Below are 22675 nucleotides of genomic sequence, written 5' to 3' on the forward strand. Positions count from 1 at the left end.
GTACTAAATATACCGTTTAAATTCCAGTGAGGAGGTGGGTGTAACGTTTCTTTTTTTGATGTCTGAAGGTTTTTCAAGTAATTAAAATGGGATCGATTACTTATCAACTAAATATAGTGATATACGGTTTTAATTATGATAAAATGTTTCTTATGTGTGTCGTTTTGTTTTATTTGACTGAAAATAAAGAAAAATAAATTCGCGTGAAAAGGAGTCGTTTATTTGAAGAAATTTTTAAAAATCGTATTTACATGTGTTTTAGTAGTAGCGGGCATTGTAGGAGGATTTCTAGCGTATATGACACTTACTAAAGAACAGCCTGCTGATGTTATAAGCTTGAAGGTGGAGAATAATAAGGAGCGCGTATTAGCGACTGAAAATGAGTTTAAAGTTACAACATTTAATATTGGATATGCTGGGTTAGATAAGGATCAAGATTTCTTTATGGATGGTGGAAAGGGATCTGGTTCAAGTAGTAAAGAGCAAACGGAAACTAATTTAAAGAATATGCTTTCGTTTTTACAAAATGAGAATAGTGATTTTGCACTATTACAAGAAGTTGATATAAAGTCACTTCGTTCATTTGATGTAAATGAACATGAATTTTTGAAAAAAGGATTACCTGATTATGTTTCGTCATTTGGCAAGAACTACGATACGAAATGGGTTCCAGTGCCAATAATAAATCCAATGGGATATGCGGAGGCTGGATTAAGTACGTTTTCTAAATACACTGTTCAAGAAGCGAAGAGGTTCCAGCTTCCTGGAATGGAGCCTTGGCCAAAGCGTTTGTTTGATTTAGATCGAGCAATTGTGGAATATAAAATTCCTGTTAATAATGGGAAACATGTTAGACTCGTAAATTTACATTTGTCTGCTTATGATGAAGGCGGGAAAATTAGAAAACAGCAAGTAGAGTACTTAAAAGAATATATGAACAAGCATTATGAAAATGGTGATTACGTAATAATGGGCGGAGATTGGAATCAATTAGTTTCAAACGCTCAATTAAGTGATCCGAAGTTCGTGAAAGAGCGCCCTGAGTGGTTAGTAGAGTTACCGAAGAACTTTACAGACGGTGGCTTTAAGTGGGCTGTAGATCCGTCTGTTATGACTGTGAGAGATGATGTAAAGAAATATGTAGAAGGTGAAAATTTCGTCACTATTATTGATGGCTTTATCGTTTCACCGAATGTAGAGATTGTAAATGTACAAGGGAAAGATTTAAAGTTTGAAAATAGCGATCATAACCCAGTAAGTGCGGTATTTAAACTGAAGTAATTGATATGTATAAGTAGAAGGTGGGGCTTCATATGGAGTGGTTAAAGAGGACTTGTTTTTCTAACCTTGAGAAAGAATCACAGAAAAATCATTTATTACTGTTTATAACGATTTGTAGTTTCTTTCTTGGGATAATCGCAATTGGGTATTATGGATATATTTTTACAGAGAGAGCAATAGCGTTTTGGATTTGTGGTATTTCTGTCGTTGCATTTGGAACGCTTTTTACTTTTATAAAAAGTATGGAATCAGCGTATAAATATATCATGACATTTATGTTGCTTACAATGTCCTACATTATGGTACAAGCCTTTAATGAAAGCCCGGCTGTATTTCAAATGGTCTATTTTACATTAGCTGTTTCACTTATTTACTTAAGTGAGCGCCTCATTTTAATTCTTGGCGGGGTAGCTGTTGTGATCACATTTATCCTTTGTAGCTATTGGCCGGAGCAATTTTTTGCTTATACAGCCTCGTCTGAAGCTGCTAATTTCGCAAGTTTGTTAGCGATTGTAACAATCGCTATGTGGGGCGTCACGAAAATCGGTTCTAATCTGCTCCTTCGTTTAAGTGATGAGAAGCAAGAAGTAATGAGAAAAGCTCAGGAGTTAGAAGAGACGCAAAGACTTATTGAAGAAACAGTTGTGAAACTAGATAGTAATTTCAATCATTTAAGACAAAATATGAACACGTCGATGGAATCGATGAGTGAAATTAATTTTGCCTTTGAAGAGGTGGCAGTTGGTACGCAATCACAATCAGAGATGATGTATCGTTCGGTAGAAGTATTGAATGATATGGAGGGAAATATTGAACAAATCATCTCTCAAGTAAGAACTGCATCGGCTCGTGTGGATGAAAGCTTAGAAATTTCAAAAGGTAGTGTACATACTCTAAGAAATTTTGAAACTAACATGAGAAGTTTAAATGATGTTGTTTCACAGTCTGGAATTATATTTAGAGATTTAATGATGCAATCGAAACAAATTAATGAAATTGTAGATGTAATAACGAATATTTCAAGTCAGACGAGTTTGCTAGCTTTAAATGCAAATATTGAAGCTGCGAGGGCAGGCGAGCATGGAAAAGGTTTTGCTATTGTAGCGAGTGAAGTGTTAAAGCTTGCTGAAGAATCAAATCGTTCTGCGGGAAGAATTCAAGGGATTTTGAAGGAGTTTAGTAATCAAGCAAGTAAGGTAGAAGTACAAGTAGAAAAGTCAGAAAGAGTACAAGAAGAATGTAACGAGATGTTAGCAAGCGTTTTAACAAATGTAACTGATTTAGGGAAGTTTATTGATGCGATTAATGAAGTAATGCGAGAGGTTGTTGTTCATCAAGAAAGTTTCCAAGTTAAAACGACGAATATCGTAAAGGATGTTACGCATGCTTCTAACGTAATTCAGCAAACTTCTACAGCTACAGAAGAAGTGCTAGCGAGTGTGGAAGAAGAAAAACATCGAAATGATACGTCAGTGAAGACGTTACAAACTGTTAGCGAGCAAGTGAAGTTGTTAGAAGATATTTTAGAAAAGTAATATTGCTTGGAAAGAGCACGAATGATGTGCTCTTTTTTCATTGAAACGAATACTTGATAGGAATTTAATTGCTTTTCTGCGCGTTTTCTGCCAAGCTTAAGGAGATAAAATTCAGCTAATAGCGGAATTAAAATACTTCAAAGAAAGAATTAAATAGGTGACGCATATGATCGAAGTTAAGACTTCTGAACTTAGTGATGGAGAATTTAATAGAGGTGTATTTGCAACTCGTGATATTAAAAAAGGTGAGTTGATACACGCAGCACCAGTTATCTCTTATCCGAATGAACAGCATGAACATATTGAGAAAACATTACTTGCTGACTACGCATTTGAGTATGGAATCAATCATACGGCAATCCTTTTAGGATACGGTATGTTATTTAATCATTCATATACACCGAATGCAACGTATGATATTGTCTTCGAGAACCATACGTTTAACTTCTATGCTTATAAGGATATAAAAGCAGGAGAAGAAATTTTAATCAATTATAATGGTGAAGTTGATAACGATGAGCTGTTATGGTTTGATAAAGAAAAAGAAGAGAACGAAAAGTAATATAAAGAGTATAGAAAGAGCACATTCTGTCGGATGTGCTCTTTTTTTATTGATGTAAATAAAGTAAAAAGTACAAAAAAATACCACTTTCTTTTTGTGTGGTATAGTAAGATACTGAGGGATAGTGTTTTGAAAAAGTCACATATTTTACAAATTGTTGTCTTTCTGATGACATGTCAAGTTTAGTAGTCCATTTGGGTTGCTTTATTATGCAATATATATTTTAATATGAGTGGCACCTCTTATAAATTAAGAGGTTTATAGGTGTCTCGAATTGATTTTGGGTACACTGTATCCACCACTTTAGGTTCTTTCATGTACGTGGGGATATTATGGGCCCGTATAACGGGATAAAATGAATATAGAAATAGAGGAATCGTAAAATGAATATGCAAGAGGTTTATAAATATTTAAGTACGGTATTGCCTGAAGGACATGTTAAACAAGATGAAATGTTAAAGAATCATACGCATATTAAAGTTGGCGGAAAAGCAGATGTTTTTGTTGCGCCTACAAATTATGATGAAATTCAAGAAGTTATCAAATATGCGAACGAATATAATATTCCAGTTACGTTTTTAGGAAATGGATCGAATGTCATTATTAAAGATGGTGGAATTCGCGGGATTACAGTAAGTTTAATTCATATTACAGGTGTTACTGTAACAGGAACGACGATTGTAGCACAGTGTGGTGCAGCAATTATTGACGTATCACGTATTGCCTTAGACCATAACTTAACGGGTCTTGAGTTTGCTTGTGGTATTCCAGGTTCAGTTGGCGGAGCATTATATATGAATGCTGGTGCATACGGCGGTGAAATTTCGTTTGTATTAACAGAAGCTGTCGTAATGACAGGTGATGGAGAGCTACGTACTTTGACGAAAGAAGCATTTGAATTTGGATATCGTAAGAGTGTATTTGCGAACAACCATTACATTATTCTTGAAGCGAGATTTGAACTTGAAGAAGGTGTACATGAAGAAATCAAAGCAAAAATGGATGATTTAACGTTTAAACGTGAGTCAAAACAGCCTCTAGAATATCCTTCATGTGGTAGCGTATTTAAGCGCCCACCAAATAACTTTGCTGGTAAGTTAATTCAAGACTCAGGACTACAAGGTAAGCGAATTGGTGGAGTAGAAGTTTCTTTAAAACACGCTGGGTTTATGGTGAATGTTGATAACGGAACAGCACAAGATTACATCGATTTAATTCACTTCGTACAAAAGACAGTTGAAGAGAAATTTGGCGTGAAGTTGGAGCGAGAAGTAAGGATTATTGGAGAAGATAAGGAATAAAGAAATACGTATGAAGATATGAATTATTTTAAAATAATATTTGGGTATTGTTGACAATTTGTTTTCAATTCAATATAATGGCTAATAATTTAACAAATAACATACGTTGAAAGAGCCCAGTAGCAGTTTGTCACTGTTAACGAGAGAGCTAGGGGTTGCTGGAACCTAGCACAAACAAACTTGCGAATTACACTCTGGAGTATCTTAGGTAATGCTAAGCGGACTAGCAATCGATATTATTGCTAAGAGTGGTATGAGTAGCTATGCTATTTATGCAAACTGGGTGGTAACACGGTGAATAATCGTCCCTATGTCTATCGTAGACATAGGGGCTTTTTTGTTTTTAAAAAATAAAGGGGATGACAAAAGATGAATATTATTGATGAATTAGAATGGCGCGGCGCCGTTAATCAGCAGACTGACGAAGAAGGTTTACGTAAGCTAGTAGAAGAGAAAAAGATTTCGCTATACTGCGGAGTTGATCCGACTGGTGATAGTATGCATATTGGACATTTGATTCCGTTTATGATGATGAAGAGATTCCAATTAGCTGGTCATCATCCTGTTATTTTAATTGGCGGGGCAACAGGAACAATTGGTGATCCGAGTGGACGACAATCAGAGCGTCAACTTCAAACGTTAGAAGTGGTTCAGCATAATGTAGATGCGTTAACAGCACAAATGAAAAAGCTATTTGATTTTGGTGGAAATAGCGAAGTGAAGATGGTAAATAACTATGATTGGACACATGAAATAAATATTATTGAGTTTTTACGTGATTACGGGAAAAACTTTAGCATCAATAGCATGTTAGCGAAGGATATTGTAGCAAGCCGTTTGGATACAGGTATTTCTTTCACGGAATTCACGTACCAAATTTTGCAAGCGATGGACTTCCATCATTTATACACGAAAGAGGATGTTCAACTTCAAATTGGTGGTAGTGACCAATGGGGAAATATTACGAGTGGTTTAGATTTAATTCGTAAGTTAGAAGGTCATGAGGCGAAAGTATTCGGATTAACGATTCCGTTATTATTAAAATCGGACGGTACGAAGTTTGGTAAATCAGCAGGTGGTGCGGTTTGGCTTAATCCTGAAAAAACGACACCGTTTGAATTTTACCAGTTCTGGGTAAATACAGATGACCGCGACGTAATTAAATACTTGAAATACTTTACATTCTTAACGAAAGAGCGCATCGATGAATTGGCAGTGAAGGTAGAAACAGAGCCTCATAAACGTGAAGCGCAAAAAGTATTAGCGGAAGAAATGACGAAATTTGTTCATGGAGAAGAAGCATTCCTGCAAGCTGTGAAAATTACAGCAGCGTTATTTAGCGGAGATATTAAATCGTTAACAGCCGATGAAATTGAACAAGGCTTTAAAGAAATGCCAACATTCCAGTCTTCAAAAGAGACGAAAAACATCGTAGAATGGCTAGTTGATTTAGGAATTGAGCCATCTAGAAGACAAGCGCGTGAAGATATTAATAACGGAGCTATTTCTATGAATGGTGAGAAGGTAACAGATGTGGGTACAGATGTTACGGTAGAGAATTCATTTGATGGACGATTTATTATTATCCGTAAAGGGAAGAAGAATTACAGCCTTGTGAAGTTAGGCGAATAGTTTGTTTGAAAGGATGGGAGTAGGAAGAATACTTCCATCTTTTCGTATACACAATTTGGACATGAAATAATCAGTAAATTTAGATAATTAAAAGGGTTATACGATTCTTCTGCCGAATAAATAAGTTAGAGAAAATTACGGATAAAAATAGCCCGAACCATGCAGGGCATAATTCGGGCTTATATTCAGATTAGTAAGCTAAGCTGAATAGACCTTTAATGTGTGATAAGTAACGAACGTTACTTGCTTCTTTCATTAATGATGCTGGTAAGCCTTTAAGTGGAGTATTGCTTGCTCCGATTGTAGCAACAGCATCTTTACGTCCTAGACTAGCAAGTGTTCCAGAGTTTACAGGTGCGAACTCTTCGAATGCTTTGCCTTCTAGTGCTGCGTATAAGTTGTATCCAATTAACTCACCCATTTGCCAAGCGATTTGTGCAGTTGGTGGGTATGGACGTCCGTCTGGAGCGAAGACAACAGCGCTGTCTCCAGCAACGAATACGTCTTTGTGAGAAGTAGATTGTAGGTATGCATCAACTGTTGCACGTCCACGGTTAACTTCAAGACCTGATTCACCGATTAATGGGTTACCTTGTACGCCGCCCGTCCAAACGAATGTGTTAGCAACAAGTTTTTGACCGTCTTTTAAGTCGATTTCGTTGCCAGCAACGTTTGTTACAGGAAGACCAGTTAAGAATGTAACGCCGCGCGCTTCTAGGCTAGTAGTTGCACGTTCGATTAAGTGGTCTGGTAATACTGGAAGGATTTTTGGACCTGCTTCAACAAGAAGAAGTTTCACTTCTTTTGGATTTACGCCGTGGCTTTTTGCAAGTTTAGGCATAATGTCAGCAAGCTCACCAACTAGCTCAACGCCAGTTAATCCGCCACCACCGATTACGATTGTAGCATCAGCTTCGTTTTTCGTTTTCGCGTATTCACGAATACGGTCTTCAACGTGTTTGTAGATTTTATTTGCATCAGCAGCAGATTTTAATACCATGCTGTTTTCTTCTAGTCCTGGAATACCGAAGTAAGCAGTTTTACTTCCTAAAGCAACTACAAGTGCATCGTAAGATAAAGTAGTGCCGCCAGCTAATTTGATTTCTTTGCTATCAACTGAGAATGACTCAACTGTTGCGATTTTAAGATCGATATCTTTACCTTTGAAAAGCTTTGTAAGTGGCATTGCAACTGCTTGCTCAGACACGTTACCAGCTGCAAGGCGGTGTAGTTCAGTGATGATTTGGTGCGTTGGGTATTGGTTAATCACTGTAACTTGTGCTTCTGATTTACTGTAATATTTACGTACGTTTAAAGCGGCAAGAAGACCGCCATAACCAGCGCCTAAGATGACAATTTGTTTTGACATAGTATGATATCCCCCGTCTTTACTAATTGTTGTTATAAGTTAACTTATTTATTGTTACGTTCTGCACTAATTTGAAGATATGCGTTCACAAAGCGGAACATTTTTTGTGCTTGTGGATCTTTTAATAATTTTAATAGACCGAACAGGCCGATAACTTCGTTGCTTTCGTCAGCACGATCTTTCGCTTCGATTGCAGTAGCAGCCATGCTTTTCACTGTATCTTTTACAGGTTCTACAAGCTCTGTGATTGCACCAACAGTGTCGCTTTTTAATACTTCATCAGTAGCAACAGTTTGAGCGAAGTCATAAGACTTAGTTAAAATGTTAACAAGCTCAGTTAATTTTGGAAGCTGTTCTACTAGTGTTGTTAATGATTCTTGTACCTCAGGTTTTAACAACTGATCAAGTACATCAAGTTGTCCTTGGCTAGCAGAAATTTGTACAGTTTCTTGTTCTGGCTTTGTTTGAGTCATAGTTTCTGGCATCTCCAATTCTCCTTTACGATAGCAATACTCTTATTTTTGATAAGTAAGATAGTAAACGGTTACGAAACTTTATACAAAGTTTCACAAAACACAATAAAATGCCTTTAAATTTATGACAGCAAGTAAGCTGACATAAATCTAAAACCATAACGTCTTACTTATTATTTATGAACTGTCCGATACATGGCTTGTCCGCATAATGGAAAAGCTCCGTTACCGGAAAGTGTATATAATATATATCCTATATTATATACTATATACACCTATGTTAACATAAAAATGATTCCTAATTATTTGATATTGAGTGTATAACGTAGTGCTGACAAGGTATGAAAGCGTATAAAATATTTTGTTTCAGTTAGAAATGTACATATATATATAGAAAAAAAGGAAAAAACGAACAAATTCATGTTCGTTTTTTCCTATTATTCACCTTCTGCAATTAGCATCGATGTGTTACCTTCTTTTTCAAGATGGCATTCGCCCCAAGAACAAAGAGAGTCAAGAATGGATTCTAAAGACCAACCGTAGTCGGTAAGAGAATATTCTACTTTCGGTGGGACTTGGTTGTATACTTTTCTTTGAATAACACCGTCGTCTTCTAATTCACGTAATTGCTGCGTTAACATTTTTTGTGTAATACCAGGCATTGAGCGTTTTAATTCACTCGTTCTCTTTGTACCTTTCGTTAAGTGACAAAGAATAACAACTTTCCATTTGCCGCCGATAACTTCTAAAGTCGCCTCTACAGGAATATTGTATTTCTTCATATGAAACCCTCCCTTTTTGAGTAAAGTAAGTTTAATAATACAAATGTTACTTTTTAGTACCTATAGCACTTTAAAGTACGTACTTTTTATTATGTTAAATATGTTTCATAATAGCACATGTAAGAGGCAAATGAGTAGTACGGTACCAAAAAGTGACTATGTTACTTTTTAGTGCCTATCGTACTTTAAAGTGCGTTCTTCAAAAAAGGAATGAAACCATTCATAATAGCATTTGTAAGTATGAAATATATTTTTTAGAAGATAAAAGGGCCTTTTTATCATACTATTATGATTGGATTTCTTGTAATAAGGAGGAATTCAATTGAGTTCATATACAGTACCATCTTCGGAAGCTCAGACGAGCCGAAGAAGTATGTTTGCTTTATTAGCGCTAGCAATTAGTGCGTTTGGGATTGGTACGACCGAGTTTATTAGTGTCGGTTTACTACCATCTATTTCAAAAGATTTAAATGTTTCGGTTACAACAGCCGGTTTAACGGTTTCCTTATATGCGTTAGGAGCGGCAGTAGGAGCTCCTGTTTTAACAGCGTTAACGGCTAGTATGTCGCGAAAGACATTATTAATGTGGATTATGGTTATTTTCATTATTGGTAATGGCATTGCGGCGGTAGCAACAAGCTTCACTGTATTAATTATCGCAAGAATTGTATCTGCGTTTGCACATGGTGTGTTTATGTCAATTGGATCTACAATTGCAGCTGCAATCGTACCAGAGAATAAACGTGCTAGCGCAATTGCGATTATGTTTACTGGATTAACAGTTGCGACTATTACTGGTGTGCCAATTGGAACATTTATCGGTCAACAATTTGGCTGGAGAGCGTCATTTATGGCGATTGTTGTAATTGGAATTACTGCTTTCATCGCAAATAGTATACTCGTCCCATCTAATTTAAAAAATGGTGTACCTGTATCGTTTCGTGATCAATTTAAATTAATTAAAAATGGAAGACTATTACTTGTTTTCATTATTACTGCACTTGGATACGGCGGTACATTCGTAACATTTACGTATTTATCTCCGTTATTACAAGAAGTAACAGGATTTGAAGCAAGTACTGTTACTATCATTTTATTAGTGTATGGAATCGCAATTGCGATAGGGAATATGGTCGGCGGAAAATTATCGAATCATAATCCGATTCGAGCGCTATTTTACATGTTCTTGATTCAAGCGATTATATTATTTGTTTTAACATTTACAGCGCCATTTAAAGTAGCTGGATTAATCACAATTATTTTCATGGGACTATTCGCATTTATGAATGTTCCGGGGCTACAAGTATATGTAGTTATATTGGCAGAGCGCTTTGTTCCTAGTGCGGTTGATGTTGCTTCAGCAATTAATATTGCCGCATTTAACGGAGGGATCGCTTTAGGTTCTTATATAGGTGGCCTTGTAACGAATTCATTAGGATTAATCCATACTGCTTGGGTAGGTGGCCTTATGGTAGTAGCCGCTGTTATTTTAACAGCGTGGAGCATGACATTAGAAAAAAGAGATCAAGTAAAATAAAAGGAGAGAAAATAAAATGAAAAACTTACAAAGTAAAACAGTATTAAGTAATGGTGTAGAAATGCCTTGGTTCGGTTTAGGTGTATTTAAAGTAGAAGAAGGACCAGAACTTGTAGAAGCAATTAAATCAGCAATTAAAGCAGGATACCGCAGCATCGATACAGCTGCAATTTACGGAAATGAAAAAGCTGTAGGTGAAGGAATTCGTGCAGGTATTGAAGCGACTGGTATTGCAAGAGAAGAATTATTTATTACTTCAAAAGTATGGAACGCAGATCAAGGGTATGAAACAACAATCGCTGCATACGAAGAGAGTCTAAAAAAATTAGGACTAGATTATTTAGATTTATATCTTGTTCACTGGCCTTCAGAAGGAAAATATAAAGATACATGGAGAGCGCTAGAAACACTTTATAAAGAAAAGCGCGTACGTGCAATTGGTGTAAGTAACTTCCAAATCCATCACTTACAAGATGTAATGAAAGATGCAGAAATTAAACCAATGATTAACCAAGTAGAATACCACCCTCGTTTAACACAAAAAGAACTACAAGCTTTCTGTAAAGAACAAGGTATTCAAATGGAAGCATGGTCACCACTAATGCAAGGTCAATTATTAGATAACGAAACATTACAAGAGATTGCTGAGAAACACGGTAAAACAACAGCTCAAGTTATTTTACGTTGGGATCTTCAAAATGGAGTAATCACAATTCCAAAATCAACGAAAGAACACCGTATTATTGCAAACGCTGATGTATTTAACTTTGAATTAACGAAAGAAGATATGGAAAAAATCGATGCGTTAAATCAAAATCATCGCGTTGGTCCAGATCCTGATAACTTCGATTTCTAAGATTAAGGTAAGAAAAAAGAGTGCTTAAAAGCACTCTTTTTTTGTGCATAAAAATAGTTTCTAAATAAATACTACTTAGTATTAAGTTTGTTATTAAGGGGCTGTAAACATGAATATAAAGCAATCGTTCAAACTTTTAGCTATGTTTTTAAGTGTTTTATTTGTGTTATTCCCACTTCAAAAAGCATTCGCAGAAGTGATGGACCATACAAAGTATCAAATGGATTGGAGTTATAGTAAGTCCAAGAAGAAGCCAATTCGAACAGAGCTTATTAAAACGGCAGATGGTAAAATTGCTTTTTGCTTAAATGTAGATTTGAAATCTCCAAGCGGTCAAGATTTACCGGAAATGGGGAAAGTGGATATTAATGTGTACCGTGTACTATTGAATGGATATCCACAAAAGAGCCCACAAGAATTAGGAGTATCTGATTGGAGAGAGGCGCATTACGCAACGCAGCTTGCAGTATGGAATGCGTTAAAACAAATTGATATTAATGATTTAGATTTCCGAAATAAAAATGTAGAGAAAGTAACAAAAGATATCGTTGCAAAAGCAAACGCTAGCGAAGAGCTACAAGAAATTACGATGAGTGTAACTCCTACAGAAGAACAAGAAGCAGTCTTAAAAAATGATTTCTTTGAAACAGGCTTATATACAGTAGAAACAAATGCAAAAAGCGGAACGTATAAAGTGCAAGCAACAGGTGCACCAGCGGGCGTGAAATTTGCAAATGAAAAAGGCGAAACAAAAACAGAATTTAATGTAGGAGAAAAGTTCCGCATTTTAATTCCGAAACAAACACCAGCTGGTGGATTTAGCTTTAAAGTATCAGGAAATTTAACGAAATTACAAGGGATTGCGCATAAAGGTACACCGACTATTCAAAATGCAGTAGTATTACTTGAGCGTAGTGAAGAAAAAACAAGTCCAGAGTTAGCGGTAAGTTGGAAAAAGGCTGAGGCTCCAAATAAACCAAATAAGCCATATACTCCAAATGAACCGCATAAACCGAATCAAAAGAGATAATGAAAAAGCATTGGTATATGCCAATGCTTTTTCATATGAATTCTTTAAAGATATATCAAGATAATAATTAATCGAGTGAAACACTATTTTAACGTTTGAAGAAGTATTTAAAAATAATAAAATATGGAGAAATCTAAACGTTACAATAATTGGATTCTATTCACGAAATTGTAACATTATTCTAATTAGAGAGGCTATCAAACAAAGTGTAAAGCGTGTACAATTCAGTTGGAAAAACTACCTATAGATGGTCATATATGAAGAAAATGTAAAAATCTATTGTTGTTCACATTTTTAGATGTATAGATGACAATACTGAAAAATATCTTTTACTATTCTCTTTTTTATGTAGCAAGAGAACTCATCACAAATAGAGAGAAGTGAGGAGGGGATATTACATAAAAATTTTATAATGTAAGAAAGCGAATACATGGAGGGAAATGCGGTAGTAATAGATACAGGTGCGCGAGGTGTTAGTCTATTCATTAAATTTTTTTATAAAGATAATAGGATTTTTCATTAAATGAATATATAGGATGGTTTGTCTAAAAAAAGGACAGGGGACACAGATTATGTCAAAGAAGAAAAAGAGTAGGGTATTAGTAGCAGGTATATGTATATCTACATTATTATCACCAGTAGCTTTCGAAGCATCAAAAGGATATGCGGCGCCTTTGGAAGAGAATAAAGGTGGGAAATTAGAAGAGAATAAATTTGAGCAGAGAGTATTTCAGTTGCCGGGGAAAGGTAGCGTAGAAGAAGAAAATAATCGTTTAAGAGTTACTTGGAAACTTTCCGCTAATGAACCGACTGGAATTTATGCAGAGCCAAATGAAGAGATTACAATTGACATAAAAGGAACGCAGTCTATCCAAGCTTTTATTGGAACGAGATCTTATGATGAAAAGGACCCAGAGGAGTTTGATTTAAAACCAGGAAAAAATGTTATTTCATCTTCAAGAGGCGGTATTTTATATTTTTATAATATGAATAACGAAGGAGAAGTAACAGCTTCCGTTACAAATGGTGGTAGTCACTTTCCTTTATTTATTTTAGGTAAGCATACGAAAAAAGATTGGGATGAAATGTTAAAAAAATATAAGGATCCTTATGCAGTTGAATTAAAAGGTGAGAGAAGCTTAATTACTACTACTTACGATTCTGTGCAGAAATATATGAAGAATACGGATCCAACAGATTTAATGAAATTGCATGATAAGATTATCCGTTTAGAAAACGCAGTGGCAGGATTATCTGAGGACAGTGTTGGGGTTGCAAAATCTCCAACTCATTATGTTCAGTTTGTTGAAAAACGGAAGCCTGCTAAAGGGGACTTTATGTTTGCGAAACATTATCATACAGGATATATTCCAACTGCAATGAATAGAGTTTTAGATATAGAGGTACTTGAGAAGGATGGATGGGGACCGTGGCATGAAGTTGGTCATTTACATCAGCAAGAACCGTGGAAGTGGTCTAAAGTAAGGGAAGTAACAGTAAATATTTACTCATTAGCTGTTCAAAAGGCGTTAGGGAATCAATTAGAAATGGATGAGCACTATAAAAACTCATTTGAGTATTTAGAGAAGCCTAAAGCAGAAAGATTCATTGATGACATTAATCCTCTTACAATGTTTTGGCAATTAAATGTAGTGTATGGAGAACATTTTTATCCTAGGTTACATCAAGCTTATCGTTTGTTACCTCAGAGTGAAATGCCTCATTCTGATGAAGAGAAAAAGCAGCTATTTATTTATATGACATCAAAAGTGGCAGGGCAAAATTTAATTCCTTTCTTTGAGGAGTGGGGATTAACACCAAATGATGATATTAGAGAGAAAATAGAAAAATCAAAGTTACCTAAATTAGAAAAGGAAATCTGGAAAGCTACAGATAGTAATGATATTCGTGAGAAGCAAGTTGAACTGTATAAGGTTCCGTATGGTGAACCTGCTAATGAAGTACAAAATCTTTTAGTTGGTACAGATTCTGACGAGAATGAAGCAAGTAAGCTTGTTCGAAATTTAGGTGAGAATGTAAAAGTAACAGGAAAGATTGTATGGCCTAAATTAGAGAATGGGAAACAGGAAGTGTTAGTAGAAATTGGGGATGAGAAAGGAAATAAAAATTCAATTCCTGTCCAAGTTAACGGATTTTATGATGACAGTATAGTTTTTCAAGGACTTTCAGATGATGTAATGTCGACAGTGACACTTCACCACAATAAGAAGAAATTAAATGTAAACTTTACTAATAATGAAATACATTACCGTTTTGAAAAAGAAGAATATATGGGCTTAACGCTATATGATCGAAATGGGATTGAAAAGAAACGTGTATCAGCAGAAGGACAAGAAACGGGAAAAAGATTTGCGATGGAACTAAATGAATTGGATTTTGAATATGGTGATGTAATAAAAGTATTCCACGCAGAACCAAGCCGTTTGAAGTGGTTTAAAAATAACGAACTTGTAGATCAAGGAAAAGTTAAAAATAAAAAAGAGAAATTATTCCAAATAACTGAGCAAGGGTTCGAATTAAAAGATAGTTTACAAGAAGTGACGGCGAAACTGCAAAAAGTAGTAGTCGGAATGGATGTAGACAAACTAGATCCGAAAGAATTCGTACAAGTAAAAGATGGAGAAGTGGTTGGTTTTGTAGAAAAACCAAATACATCAAAAATTGGAGAACAAAAAGTAAAAATAGAGACGAAGGATGCTTTTGGAAATAAGAAGATAACAGAAGTGCCGCTTGAAGTAATTTATGGAGATAGTTTAGTATTTCATGCTAATGATAATGCAATACGTTCGGTTGTAACATTGCAACATGATAAAAAGGAACTGCACGCAACGTTTACAGGTAATCCTGTTCATTATCGTTATGTAAATGAAGAGTATATGGGGATTACGCTATATGATCAAAATGGGAACACAAAAAAGCGTGTAACAGCGGAAGGACAAGAAACTTCAAAGAAATTTGCGGAGCAAGTGAGTGGAATGCAGTTTGAATATGGTGATGTAGTAAAAGTATTCCATGCAGAACCGGACCGCTTGAAATGGTATCAAAATAATAGCCTTGCTGGCCAAGGTAAGGCGAAAGTAGAAAAAGAATTATTCTTCAAGGTAACTGAAAAAGGCTTTGAAAGAATGGAAACTTTACAAGAGGTAAAGGCAGTACCACAGAAGGTAGTAATCGGAACAGATGTAGAGAAAATAAATGCAAAAAACTTTGTTGAAGTAAAAGATGGAGAAGTAGTTGGATTTGTAGAAAAACCAAATACAACAAAAATCGGTGAACAAAAAGTAAAAGTAGAAACGAAAGATCGATTTGGAAATAAGAAAGTGACAGAAGTTCCTCTAACAGTAACATATGGAGATAGCCTACTTGTATATGGGCTGAGCTATAGAGATGGTGACTTGAAATCAATTGTAACTTTGCATCATGATACGAAAAAACTGAGTGCGACAGATACAAAGAACCTAATTCATGATTACTTTAAAGATGAAAAGTATTTTGAATTCACATTGTACGATAAAGAAGGAAGAGTGAAGAAAAATATAGCAGTAAAAGGTTTAGAGAATACGCAAGAATTTGCTAAGGAAGTAAATGGAATTGCATTTGAGTATGGAGATGTAGTGAAAGTATATCATGCGGAATCTTCTCGTTTACATTGGTATCAAAAAGATGTATATGTGGGCGAAGGAAAAAGTAAAGAGATAAAGGAATTAGTCTTCAAAATAACTGAAAATGGATTTGAAAGATTAGACGGCGAGCAAACAGTAAAAGCAAATCCGCAGCAAGTAGTAATCGGAACAAATAGCGAAACGCTAGACGCGAAGAACTTTGTTGAAGTACAGGGTGGAGAAGTAGTAGGTTTTGTAGGGGAAATAGATACGACAAAAATTGGTCAGCAAAAAGTGAAAGTAGAAACGAAAGATCGATTTGGAAATAAGAAGGTGACGGAAGTTCCTGTAGAAGTGACATATGGGGATAGTCTAGTCTATCAAGGTGTGTCCGATGTTACACGTTCAATTGTTACGTTAAACCACGCTGAAAAGAAATTACATGCAACATTTACAAATGAGGAGATTCATTATCGCTTTGTAAATGAGCAGTATATAGGCCTTACGATTTATGATCAAAATGGAAATAAGAAAAAGCATGTAACGGCAGAAGGACAAGAGACTTCAAAGAATTTTGCTGGGCAAGTAAATGGAACGGCATTTGAGTATGGAGATGTGCTGAAAGTATACCATGCGGAACCGAGTCGTTTGAATTGGTACAAAAAGAATGAGTTAGTTAAAAAAGAGGATGCGATGAAGGGGCAAGAAATATCCTTTAAGATTACTCCAAATGGTTTAGAACAAGTGTAACAATAAAAAAATCTCGTAAAACATTATGTTTTACGAGATTTTTTTATTATTCAGCTTCAGAAACTACTGTGAAGCGTTCGTTTACATGTTTTGGGTTTTCAATTTCATCAAGTGCTGCAACTGCGAAGTCTTCGTAACTTACGTAGCTATCACCTTTTGCGTTCACAAGAAGGTTGTCTTTACCAGCTTTATAAGAACCAGTACGTTTTCCTAATGCGAATAGTGCAGAAGGGCTGATGAATGTCCAAGTGATGTCATTTGTTTGTTGTAAGATTTCTAAGTTTTTACCTTGGTTTTGAGCTGTTGCAAGATATTCTTTCGGGAAACCTGGTGTCTCAAATACACGTGTTGTTTTCTCTTCGTCTACAAATAAGCTTCCAGCGCCACCAACTACAAGTAATTTTGTGTTAGGTGCACCTTTCATCGCTTCAATTAGTACGTTTCCTGCATCTACGTGAAGGTGTTCTTGTCCTGCTGGAGCACCGAATGCATTTACAACTACATCGAATGCTTGCAAGTCGTTAGATGTAAGAGAAAATACGTCTTTTTCTAAAACTTTTACGTTTTCTTCTGTAATTTTTGCAGCGTTTCTTACGATTGCAGTTACTTCATGTCCGCGATCTAATGCTTCTTTTAAAATACGACTTCCTGCTTTACCAGTTGCTCCGATAATTCCGATTTTCATAATAAATCCCTCCAAAGTGTTTTGTTAAAGTGTATATCTGAAAGTAAATGAATTTGTTGTAATTAGGTTTGTTACAATCTATTGTAATCATTATAGTTACAGGTTGGTATTTTTGTCAATAGGGTTGTTTGTGAATTTATTTTTTGTTTTAGTATGCACAGTTAGAGGGAGGGTAGTCAGTCATAAGGACATTGTTACTGTGAACCTGGCTAATATTTGGAAATTGCAAATTGTCGAAAAATGTTGATTTTTGAATGTTTTTTAAATATAATTCGTTTTATGGAGAAAAGGAGGGGTTAATTGTATGAATATTTTAGAGCAATTTATTTCATCAACAAATACAATTCTTTGGTCATATATTCTTATTGCAATGTTAATTGGTTTAGGTCTTTATTTTTCTATTAAATTGAAATTCGTACAAATTACTCATTTAGGGGAAATGGTTCGACTAATGAGTGATGGATTAACTGGAAAGACGCGTAAAAAAGGTAGTGTATCTTCTTTCCAAGCGTTTTGTATGAGTTCAGCAGCTCGTATTGGTATCGGTAACTTAGCTGGTGTAGCATTAGCTATATCTATGGGAGGACCTGGAGCTGTATTTTGGATGTGGGTTATTGCGATTATCGGGGCTTCTTCAAGTTTCGTAGAAAGTACGCTTGCCCAAATTTATAAAGTAAAAGATGGCAGTGGCTTCCGTGGTGGTCCTGCTTATTATATGGAAAAAGGTTTAAATAAACGTTGGATGGGAATTTGGTTTTCTATCCTTATTACAGTTAGTTACGGTTTAATTTTTAACTCAGTACAAGCGAATACAGTAACATTAGCGTTTGAAAATGCATTTGGTTTAGAGCGTTATATTGTTGGTATTGTATTAGCTGCATTAGTTGCGGTTATTATTTTTGGTGGTGTAAAAAGTATTGCACGTATGTCGGAAATGATTGTTCCGCCAATGGCGCTTGTTTATATTGCGGTAGCTATTTTTGTTGTCATTAAAAACTTCTATTTAATACCAGATGTGTTTACGGAAATCTTTAAAGGTGCATTCGGTTTAGATTCAGCTGTAGGTGGCGGTATCGGTGCTGCGATGAAATATGGTATTCAGCGCGGATTATTTGCGAACGAAGCAGGTATGGGTAGTGCGCCGAACGCGGCAGCGACAGCTGATGTAACGCATCCAGCAAAACAAGGTTTTATTCAAACGATCGGCGTTTTAGTAGATACATTCTTAGTATGTACATCAACAGCATTTATCGTACTATGTTCTGGTGCATATAAAGCAACAAATTTAGAAGGTATTGAATTAACGCAAAATGCATTAAGCTCACAAATCGGCCCATGGGCAAGTAGCTTCTTAGCGATTATTATTTTCTTATTTGCATTTAGTTCTCTTTTAGGAAACTACTATTATGGTGAAACAAATATTGAATTTATTAAGCAAAGCAAAACGTGGTTAACAATTTACCGTATTGCGGTAGTTGGAATGGTATTATTCGGTTCTGTTGCGACGCTTCAAGTTGTATGGAATATGGCAGACTTATTTATGGGTCTAATGGTAATCACGAACTTAATTGCGATTACACTTCTTGGCCGATTTGCGTACGCGGCATTAACAGACTATGTAAGGCAAAAGAAACAAGGGAAAGATCCAGTCTTCAGTGCAGATTCTATTCCTGGTTTAACGAATACAGAGTGCTGGGATAAGCAAGTGGTAACAGATAAAGAAAAAGCAGTGTAATTGAAAAGGCGAGCATCGAGGTAAATTCGATGCTCGCCTTTTTTGTTGTAGTAAATGATGAAAAGGGTGAGGGGTAATTATTAATATAACTTTTTTGTTTGTTTCTCTCGTTATTTGTGGGGAACGTACTGTTTTAAAAGTATGGCTGGTCGAATAGGATAAGTTATTAAGTATTGGATAAATGCATGTAATGGCTATATTTTCATGTAAAAAAACACGTATGTTAAAAGAATTAACGTACTCATGTTATAAAACCTAACATAAAGTTCTTGATTACTAAAAGTTTTTAGAATATAATTTTCTTATTGTTAGGAAGAGGGGGCAATGCAATTATGGATTTTTTAGCTAAGGTAATTGGGGATATAAATAATATCCTTTGGTCATATATCATTATTGCGATGTTAATTGGGTTAGGGCTCTATTTTTCATTTCGTGTGAAATTTGTCCAAGTTCGTTACTTCGGTGAAATGATTCGTTTGCTTGGGGATGGAGCAAGCTCGAAAACGAGGAAAGCGCAAAAAGAGAAGAGCGGCGTATCATCATTCCAAGCGTTTTGTATGAGTACAGCTTCTCGTGTAGGTACTGGTAACTTAGCTGGTGTAGCTATTGCGATCTCAGCAGGTGGTCCAGGAGCAGTATTTTGGATGTGGTTAATCGCTGTAATTGGGGGTGCTTCTGCATTTGTAGAGAGCACATTAGCGCAAATTTATAAAGTAAAAGATGGGAATGCATTCCGTGGGGGCCCAGCGTATTATATGGAAAAGGGTTTAAAGAAACGCTGGTTAGGTGTTGTGTTCTCTGTTCTAATAACAGTAAGTTTCGGATTGATTTTTAACGCTGTACAGTCTAATACTGTAGCGGCTGCCTTTGATGGGGCGTTCAAAACAGATAGTAGATTAGTAGGTCTTGTTATGGCTGGTTTACTTGCAGTTATTATTTTCGGTGGAGTAAAACGAATTGCTCGCGCGGTTGAAATGATTGTTCCAGTAATGGCAATTATTTATGTAGCAGTGGCATTATTCGTTGTTGTAACAAACATTACGGCAATTCCATATGTATTTAAAGAAATTTTCTTACATGCTTTCGGAATTAAAGAAGTAGTAGGCGGAGGATTAGGAGCTGCGATTTTATTAGGGGTAAAACGTGGGTTATTCTCAAATGAAGCAGGTATGGGTAGTGCGCCGAACGCAGCAGCGACTGCAAACGTAACGCACCCAGTTAAACAAGGTTTCATTCAAACTTTAGGGGTATTTACTGATACATTATTAATTTGTAGTTGTACAGCATTTATTATTCTTTTATCAGATGTGCATAATGCAGCTGATTTAAACGGAATTCAATTAACGCAGCAGGCGTTAAGTCAACATATCGGTCCATGGGCTTCTATATTTGTAGCAGTGGCAATCTTCTTGTTTGCGTTCAGTTCATTAGTAGGTAACTACTACTATGGTGAAACAAATATTGAATTCTTAAATGGAAGTAAAGTGCTATTAAATGCATACCGCATTGCTGTACTTGGTATGGTTATGCTAGGATCTGTAGCGACAATTCAAATCGTTTGGGATTTAGCAGATTTATTTATGGGAATTATGGCTGTTATTAACTTAGTAGCAATTGTATTCCTTTCTAAGTATGCTTTCGCAGCGTTATCAGATTATATTAAGCAAAAGAAACAAGGGAAAGATCCAGTCTTTTATGCGGAGTCTATTCCAGGTTTGAACAATACAGAGTGTTGGGGTGAGTCAGCGGTAGCTGATAAAGAAAAAGCGGTATAATGAAAAGGGCATCAAGTGAAACTTGATGCTCTTTTTTTGTTTTATTCAACTATTTGCAGATAGTAAAAGACGAACATTCATAGACGTTTTATAATAAAATGTAATTTTTTAAAGAAAAGTGCGGATATGATTTGTGATTTGTGTTAGAATGGAAAATGCCTTTGAAATAAGAGGTTTTATGATCTTTCCTATCCGATTGAAGATTTTGGAGGAGAAATGGAAAGTTCGGATTATTTCTTGTTTTGAATGGTCAGACGTTCAACGTTAATGAAGAGTTAAATGGAGGATTTTATTAATGAAGTTTGTTATGTTCCTTGTAGGATTACTCGTTGTATTTGTACTCGGTTTTCTTATAAGTGCCGATCGAAAGAAGATTAAGTATAAACCAATCGCAATTATGCTTATTATTCAGCTAGCATTATCTTATTTCTTATTAAATACGCAAGTTGGTTATATTTTAGTAAAAGGAATTTCAGATGGATTTGGCGCACTTCTTGGATATGCGGAAGCTGGAATCGTTTTCGTATTTGGTGGTCTTGTTAATAAAGGAGAGGTTTCATTCTTCTTAACAGCGTTATTACCAATCGTATTCTTTGCGGTTTTAATCGGAATTCTGCAACACTTTAAAATTTTACCGATATTTATTCGTGCTATTGGTACGTTGTTAAGTAAAGTGAATGGTCTAGGCAAACTAGAATCATATAACGCAGTAGCAGCTGCCATTGTTGGACAAGCAGAAGTATTTATTACAGTAAAAGATCAATTAAGTAAAATCCCAAAACATCGTTTATATACATTATGTGCATCTTCTATGTCGACAGTGTCGATGTCAATCGTTGGTTCTTATATGAAAATGATCGAACCGAAATATGTAGTAACAGCACTTGTATTAAATTTATTTAGTGGTTTCATTATCATTCATATTATTAACCCGTACGATATTACAGAAGAAGAAGATACACTGAAATTAGAAAATAAGAAAAAACAATCATTCTTTGAAATGCTGAGCGAGTACATTATGCTTGGTTTCACGATTGCGATTACAGTAGCAGCTATGTTACTCGGTTTCGTAGCATTAATTACAGCAATCAATAGCTTGTTTGATACAATGTTCGGTATTACATTCCAAGCTATTTTAGGATATATTTTCTCACCATTAGCATTCGTAATGGGCATCCCGCAAGCAGAAATGGTAACAGCGGGACAAATTATGGCAACAAAATTAGTATCAAACGAATTTGTTGCGATGCTTGATCTTGGTAAAGTAGCTGGTGATTTATCGGCTCGTACGGTTGGTATTCTTTCTGTATTCCTTGTATCATTTGCGAACTTCTCATCTATCGGAATTATTGCAGGTGCAACGAAAGGTATCGATGAAAATCAATCAAATGTTGTATCATCATTTGGTCTACGCCTTGTGTACGGTGCGACATTAGTAAGTATTCTATCAGCGATTATCGTTGGTGTTATGTTATAAAAAAAGGATGGCTCTAGCTCATAGCTAGGGCTATTTTTTTATGGTAAATTTACATGAAAAAACCAATTAATTAGGAATATATTAACATATAAAAATCTTTTAAAATTTATATTGCATTTCGTCTAGATAACGCTTACAATTTGATTTGTAGGTGGTATCAATTTCAGACTTTCAAGTATGGTAGGAGAGAAGAAGCTACCTTTTATAAATTGCAATTTATGTAAACGCTTACTGATTTTAGATGACAGTTGAATAGTTTTAGGGGTTTTAAA

Annotated in this window: 16 protein-coding genes and 1 other annotated feature; of the genes, 12 read left to right on the plus strand and 4 right to left on the minus strand. The window is 35.5% G+C overall.

Annotated elements, in window-relative coordinates; genetic code table 11:
* Positions 1–222 precede the first annotated feature (222 nt).
* From ACUN13_RS20100 to tyrS, 5 genes are all read left to right on the plus strand, one after another.
* A complete protein-coding gene (locus tag ACUN13_RS20100; RefSeq protein ID WP_410989322.1) occupies positions 223–1281 on the plus strand; it encodes an endonuclease/exonuclease/phosphatase family protein in 1059 nt (352 codons plus the stop codon).
* Between the two features lie 32 nt (positions 1282–1313).
* Positions 1314–2816 (plus strand): DUF4077 domain-containing protein, encoded by a 1503-nt coding sequence (locus tag ACUN13_RS20105; protein ID WP_000455083.1) that lies wholly within the window; start codon positions 1314–1316, stop codon positions 2814–2816.
* Between the two features lie 166 nt (positions 2817–2982).
* Positions 2983–3378 carry an SET domain-containing protein gene (locus tag ACUN13_RS20110; protein WP_000573649.1) on the plus strand — a complete coding sequence of 132 codons (396 nt, stop codon included), beginning with the start codon at positions 2983–2985 and terminating at the stop codon, positions 3376–3378.
* A gap of 383 nt (positions 3379–3761) precedes the next feature.
* Positions 3762–4679 (plus strand): UDP-N-acetylmuramate dehydrogenase, encoded by a 918-nt coding sequence (gene murB, locus ACUN13_RS20115; RefSeq protein WP_001057102.1) that lies wholly within the window; start codon positions 3762–3764, stop codon positions 4677–4679.
* 97 nt (positions 4680–4776) lie between these two features.
* Positions 4777–4992, plus strand: a binding site (T-box leader).
* 56 nt (positions 4993–5048) lie between these two features.
* Positions 5049–6311 carry a tyrosine--tRNA ligase gene (gene tyrS, locus ACUN13_RS20120; protein WP_098771875.1) on the plus strand — a complete coding sequence of 421 codons (1263 nt, stop codon included), beginning with the start codon at positions 5049–5051 and terminating at the stop codon, positions 6309–6311.
* A 190-nt stretch (positions 6312–6501) separates the two neighbouring features.
* Here the strand turns inward: tyrS and ACUN13_RS20125 are convergent, their stop codons facing one another.
* The 3 genes from ACUN13_RS20125 to ACUN13_RS20135 form a co-directional block, all read right to left on the minus strand.
* Complete coding sequence (locus tag ACUN13_RS20125; protein ID WP_000043202.1) at positions 6502–7680, minus strand: NAD(P)/FAD-dependent oxidoreductase; 1179 nt, start codon at positions 7678–7680, stop codon at positions 6502–6504.
* Positions 7681–7724: 44 nt separating this feature from the next.
* A complete protein-coding gene (locus ACUN13_RS20130; protein WP_001115309.1) occupies positions 7725–8165 on the minus strand; it encodes a DUF1641 domain-containing protein in 441 nt (146 codons plus the stop codon).
* 425 nt (positions 8166–8590) lie between these two features.
* The gene (locus ACUN13_RS20135; protein ID WP_000760481.1) at positions 8591–8935 is read right to left on the minus strand and encodes a winged helix-turn-helix transcriptional regulator; all 345 of its coding nucleotides are present in this window, start codon (positions 8933–8935) and stop codon (positions 8591–8593) included.
* Positions 8936–9308: 373 nt separating this feature from the next.
* Here ACUN13_RS20135 and ACUN13_RS20140 point away from each other — a divergent pair, with 373 nt between their 5' ends.
* From ACUN13_RS20140 to ACUN13_RS20155, 4 genes are all read left to right on the plus strand, one after another.
* Complete coding sequence (locus tag ACUN13_RS20140) at positions 9309–10472, plus strand: MFS transporter (protein ID WP_257116106.1); 1164 nt, start codon at positions 9309–9311, stop codon at positions 10470–10472.
* Positions 10473–10488: 16 nt separating this feature from the next.
* The gene (locus ACUN13_RS20145; RefSeq protein ID WP_000793568.1) at positions 10489–11328 is read left to right on the plus strand and encodes an aldo/keto reductase; all 840 of its coding nucleotides are present in this window, start codon (positions 10489–10491) and stop codon (positions 11326–11328) included.
* Between the two features lie 109 nt (positions 11329–11437).
* Positions 11438–12358, plus strand: a complete 921-nt coding sequence (locus ACUN13_RS20150) for a thioester domain-containing protein (protein ID WP_257115760.1) — start codon at positions 11438–11440, stop codon at positions 12356–12358.
* A gap of 572 nt (positions 12359–12930) precedes the next feature.
* Positions 12931–16731 (plus strand): putative mucin/carbohydrate-binding domain-containing protein, encoded by a 3801-nt coding sequence (locus tag ACUN13_RS20155; protein ID WP_151639572.1) that lies wholly within the window; start codon positions 12931–12933, stop codon positions 16729–16731.
* A gap of 46 nt (positions 16732–16777) precedes the next feature.
* On the opposite strand, the gene ACUN13_RS20160 is transcribed toward ACUN13_RS20155, so the two are convergent.
* Positions 16778–17416, minus strand: a complete 639-nt coding sequence (locus tag ACUN13_RS20160; RefSeq protein WP_000689907.1) for an NAD(P)-dependent oxidoreductase — start codon at positions 17414–17416, stop codon at positions 16778–16780.
* Between the two features lie 304 nt (positions 17417–17720).
* Here ACUN13_RS20160 and ACUN13_RS20165 point away from each other — a divergent pair, with 304 nt between their 5' ends.
* The 3 genes from ACUN13_RS20165 to ACUN13_RS20175 all read left to right on the plus strand — a co-directional run bounded on the left by ACUN13_RS20165 (position 17721) and on the right by ACUN13_RS20175 (position 22403).
* Positions 17721–19151 carry an alanine/glycine:cation symporter family protein gene (locus ACUN13_RS20165; RefSeq protein ID WP_001022931.1) on the plus strand — a complete coding sequence of 477 codons (1431 nt, stop codon included), beginning with the start codon at positions 17721–17723 and terminating at the stop codon, positions 19149–19151.
* A gap of 332 nt (positions 19152–19483) precedes the next feature.
* Positions 19484–20926: an alanine/glycine:cation symporter family protein gene (locus ACUN13_RS20170; protein WP_000346373.1), complete on the plus strand. Its 1443-nt coding sequence runs from the start codon at positions 19484–19486 to the stop codon at positions 20924–20926.
* Between the two features lie 295 nt (positions 20927–21221).
* The gene (locus tag ACUN13_RS20175; protein ID WP_000673841.1) at positions 21222–22403 is read left to right on the plus strand and encodes a NupC/NupG family nucleoside CNT transporter; all 1182 of its coding nucleotides are present in this window, start codon (positions 21222–21224) and stop codon (positions 22401–22403) included.
* Positions 22404–22675: the final 272 nt, after the last annotated feature.

This window comes from Bacillus cereus group sp. Bce041 (genome assembly GCF_052646455.1).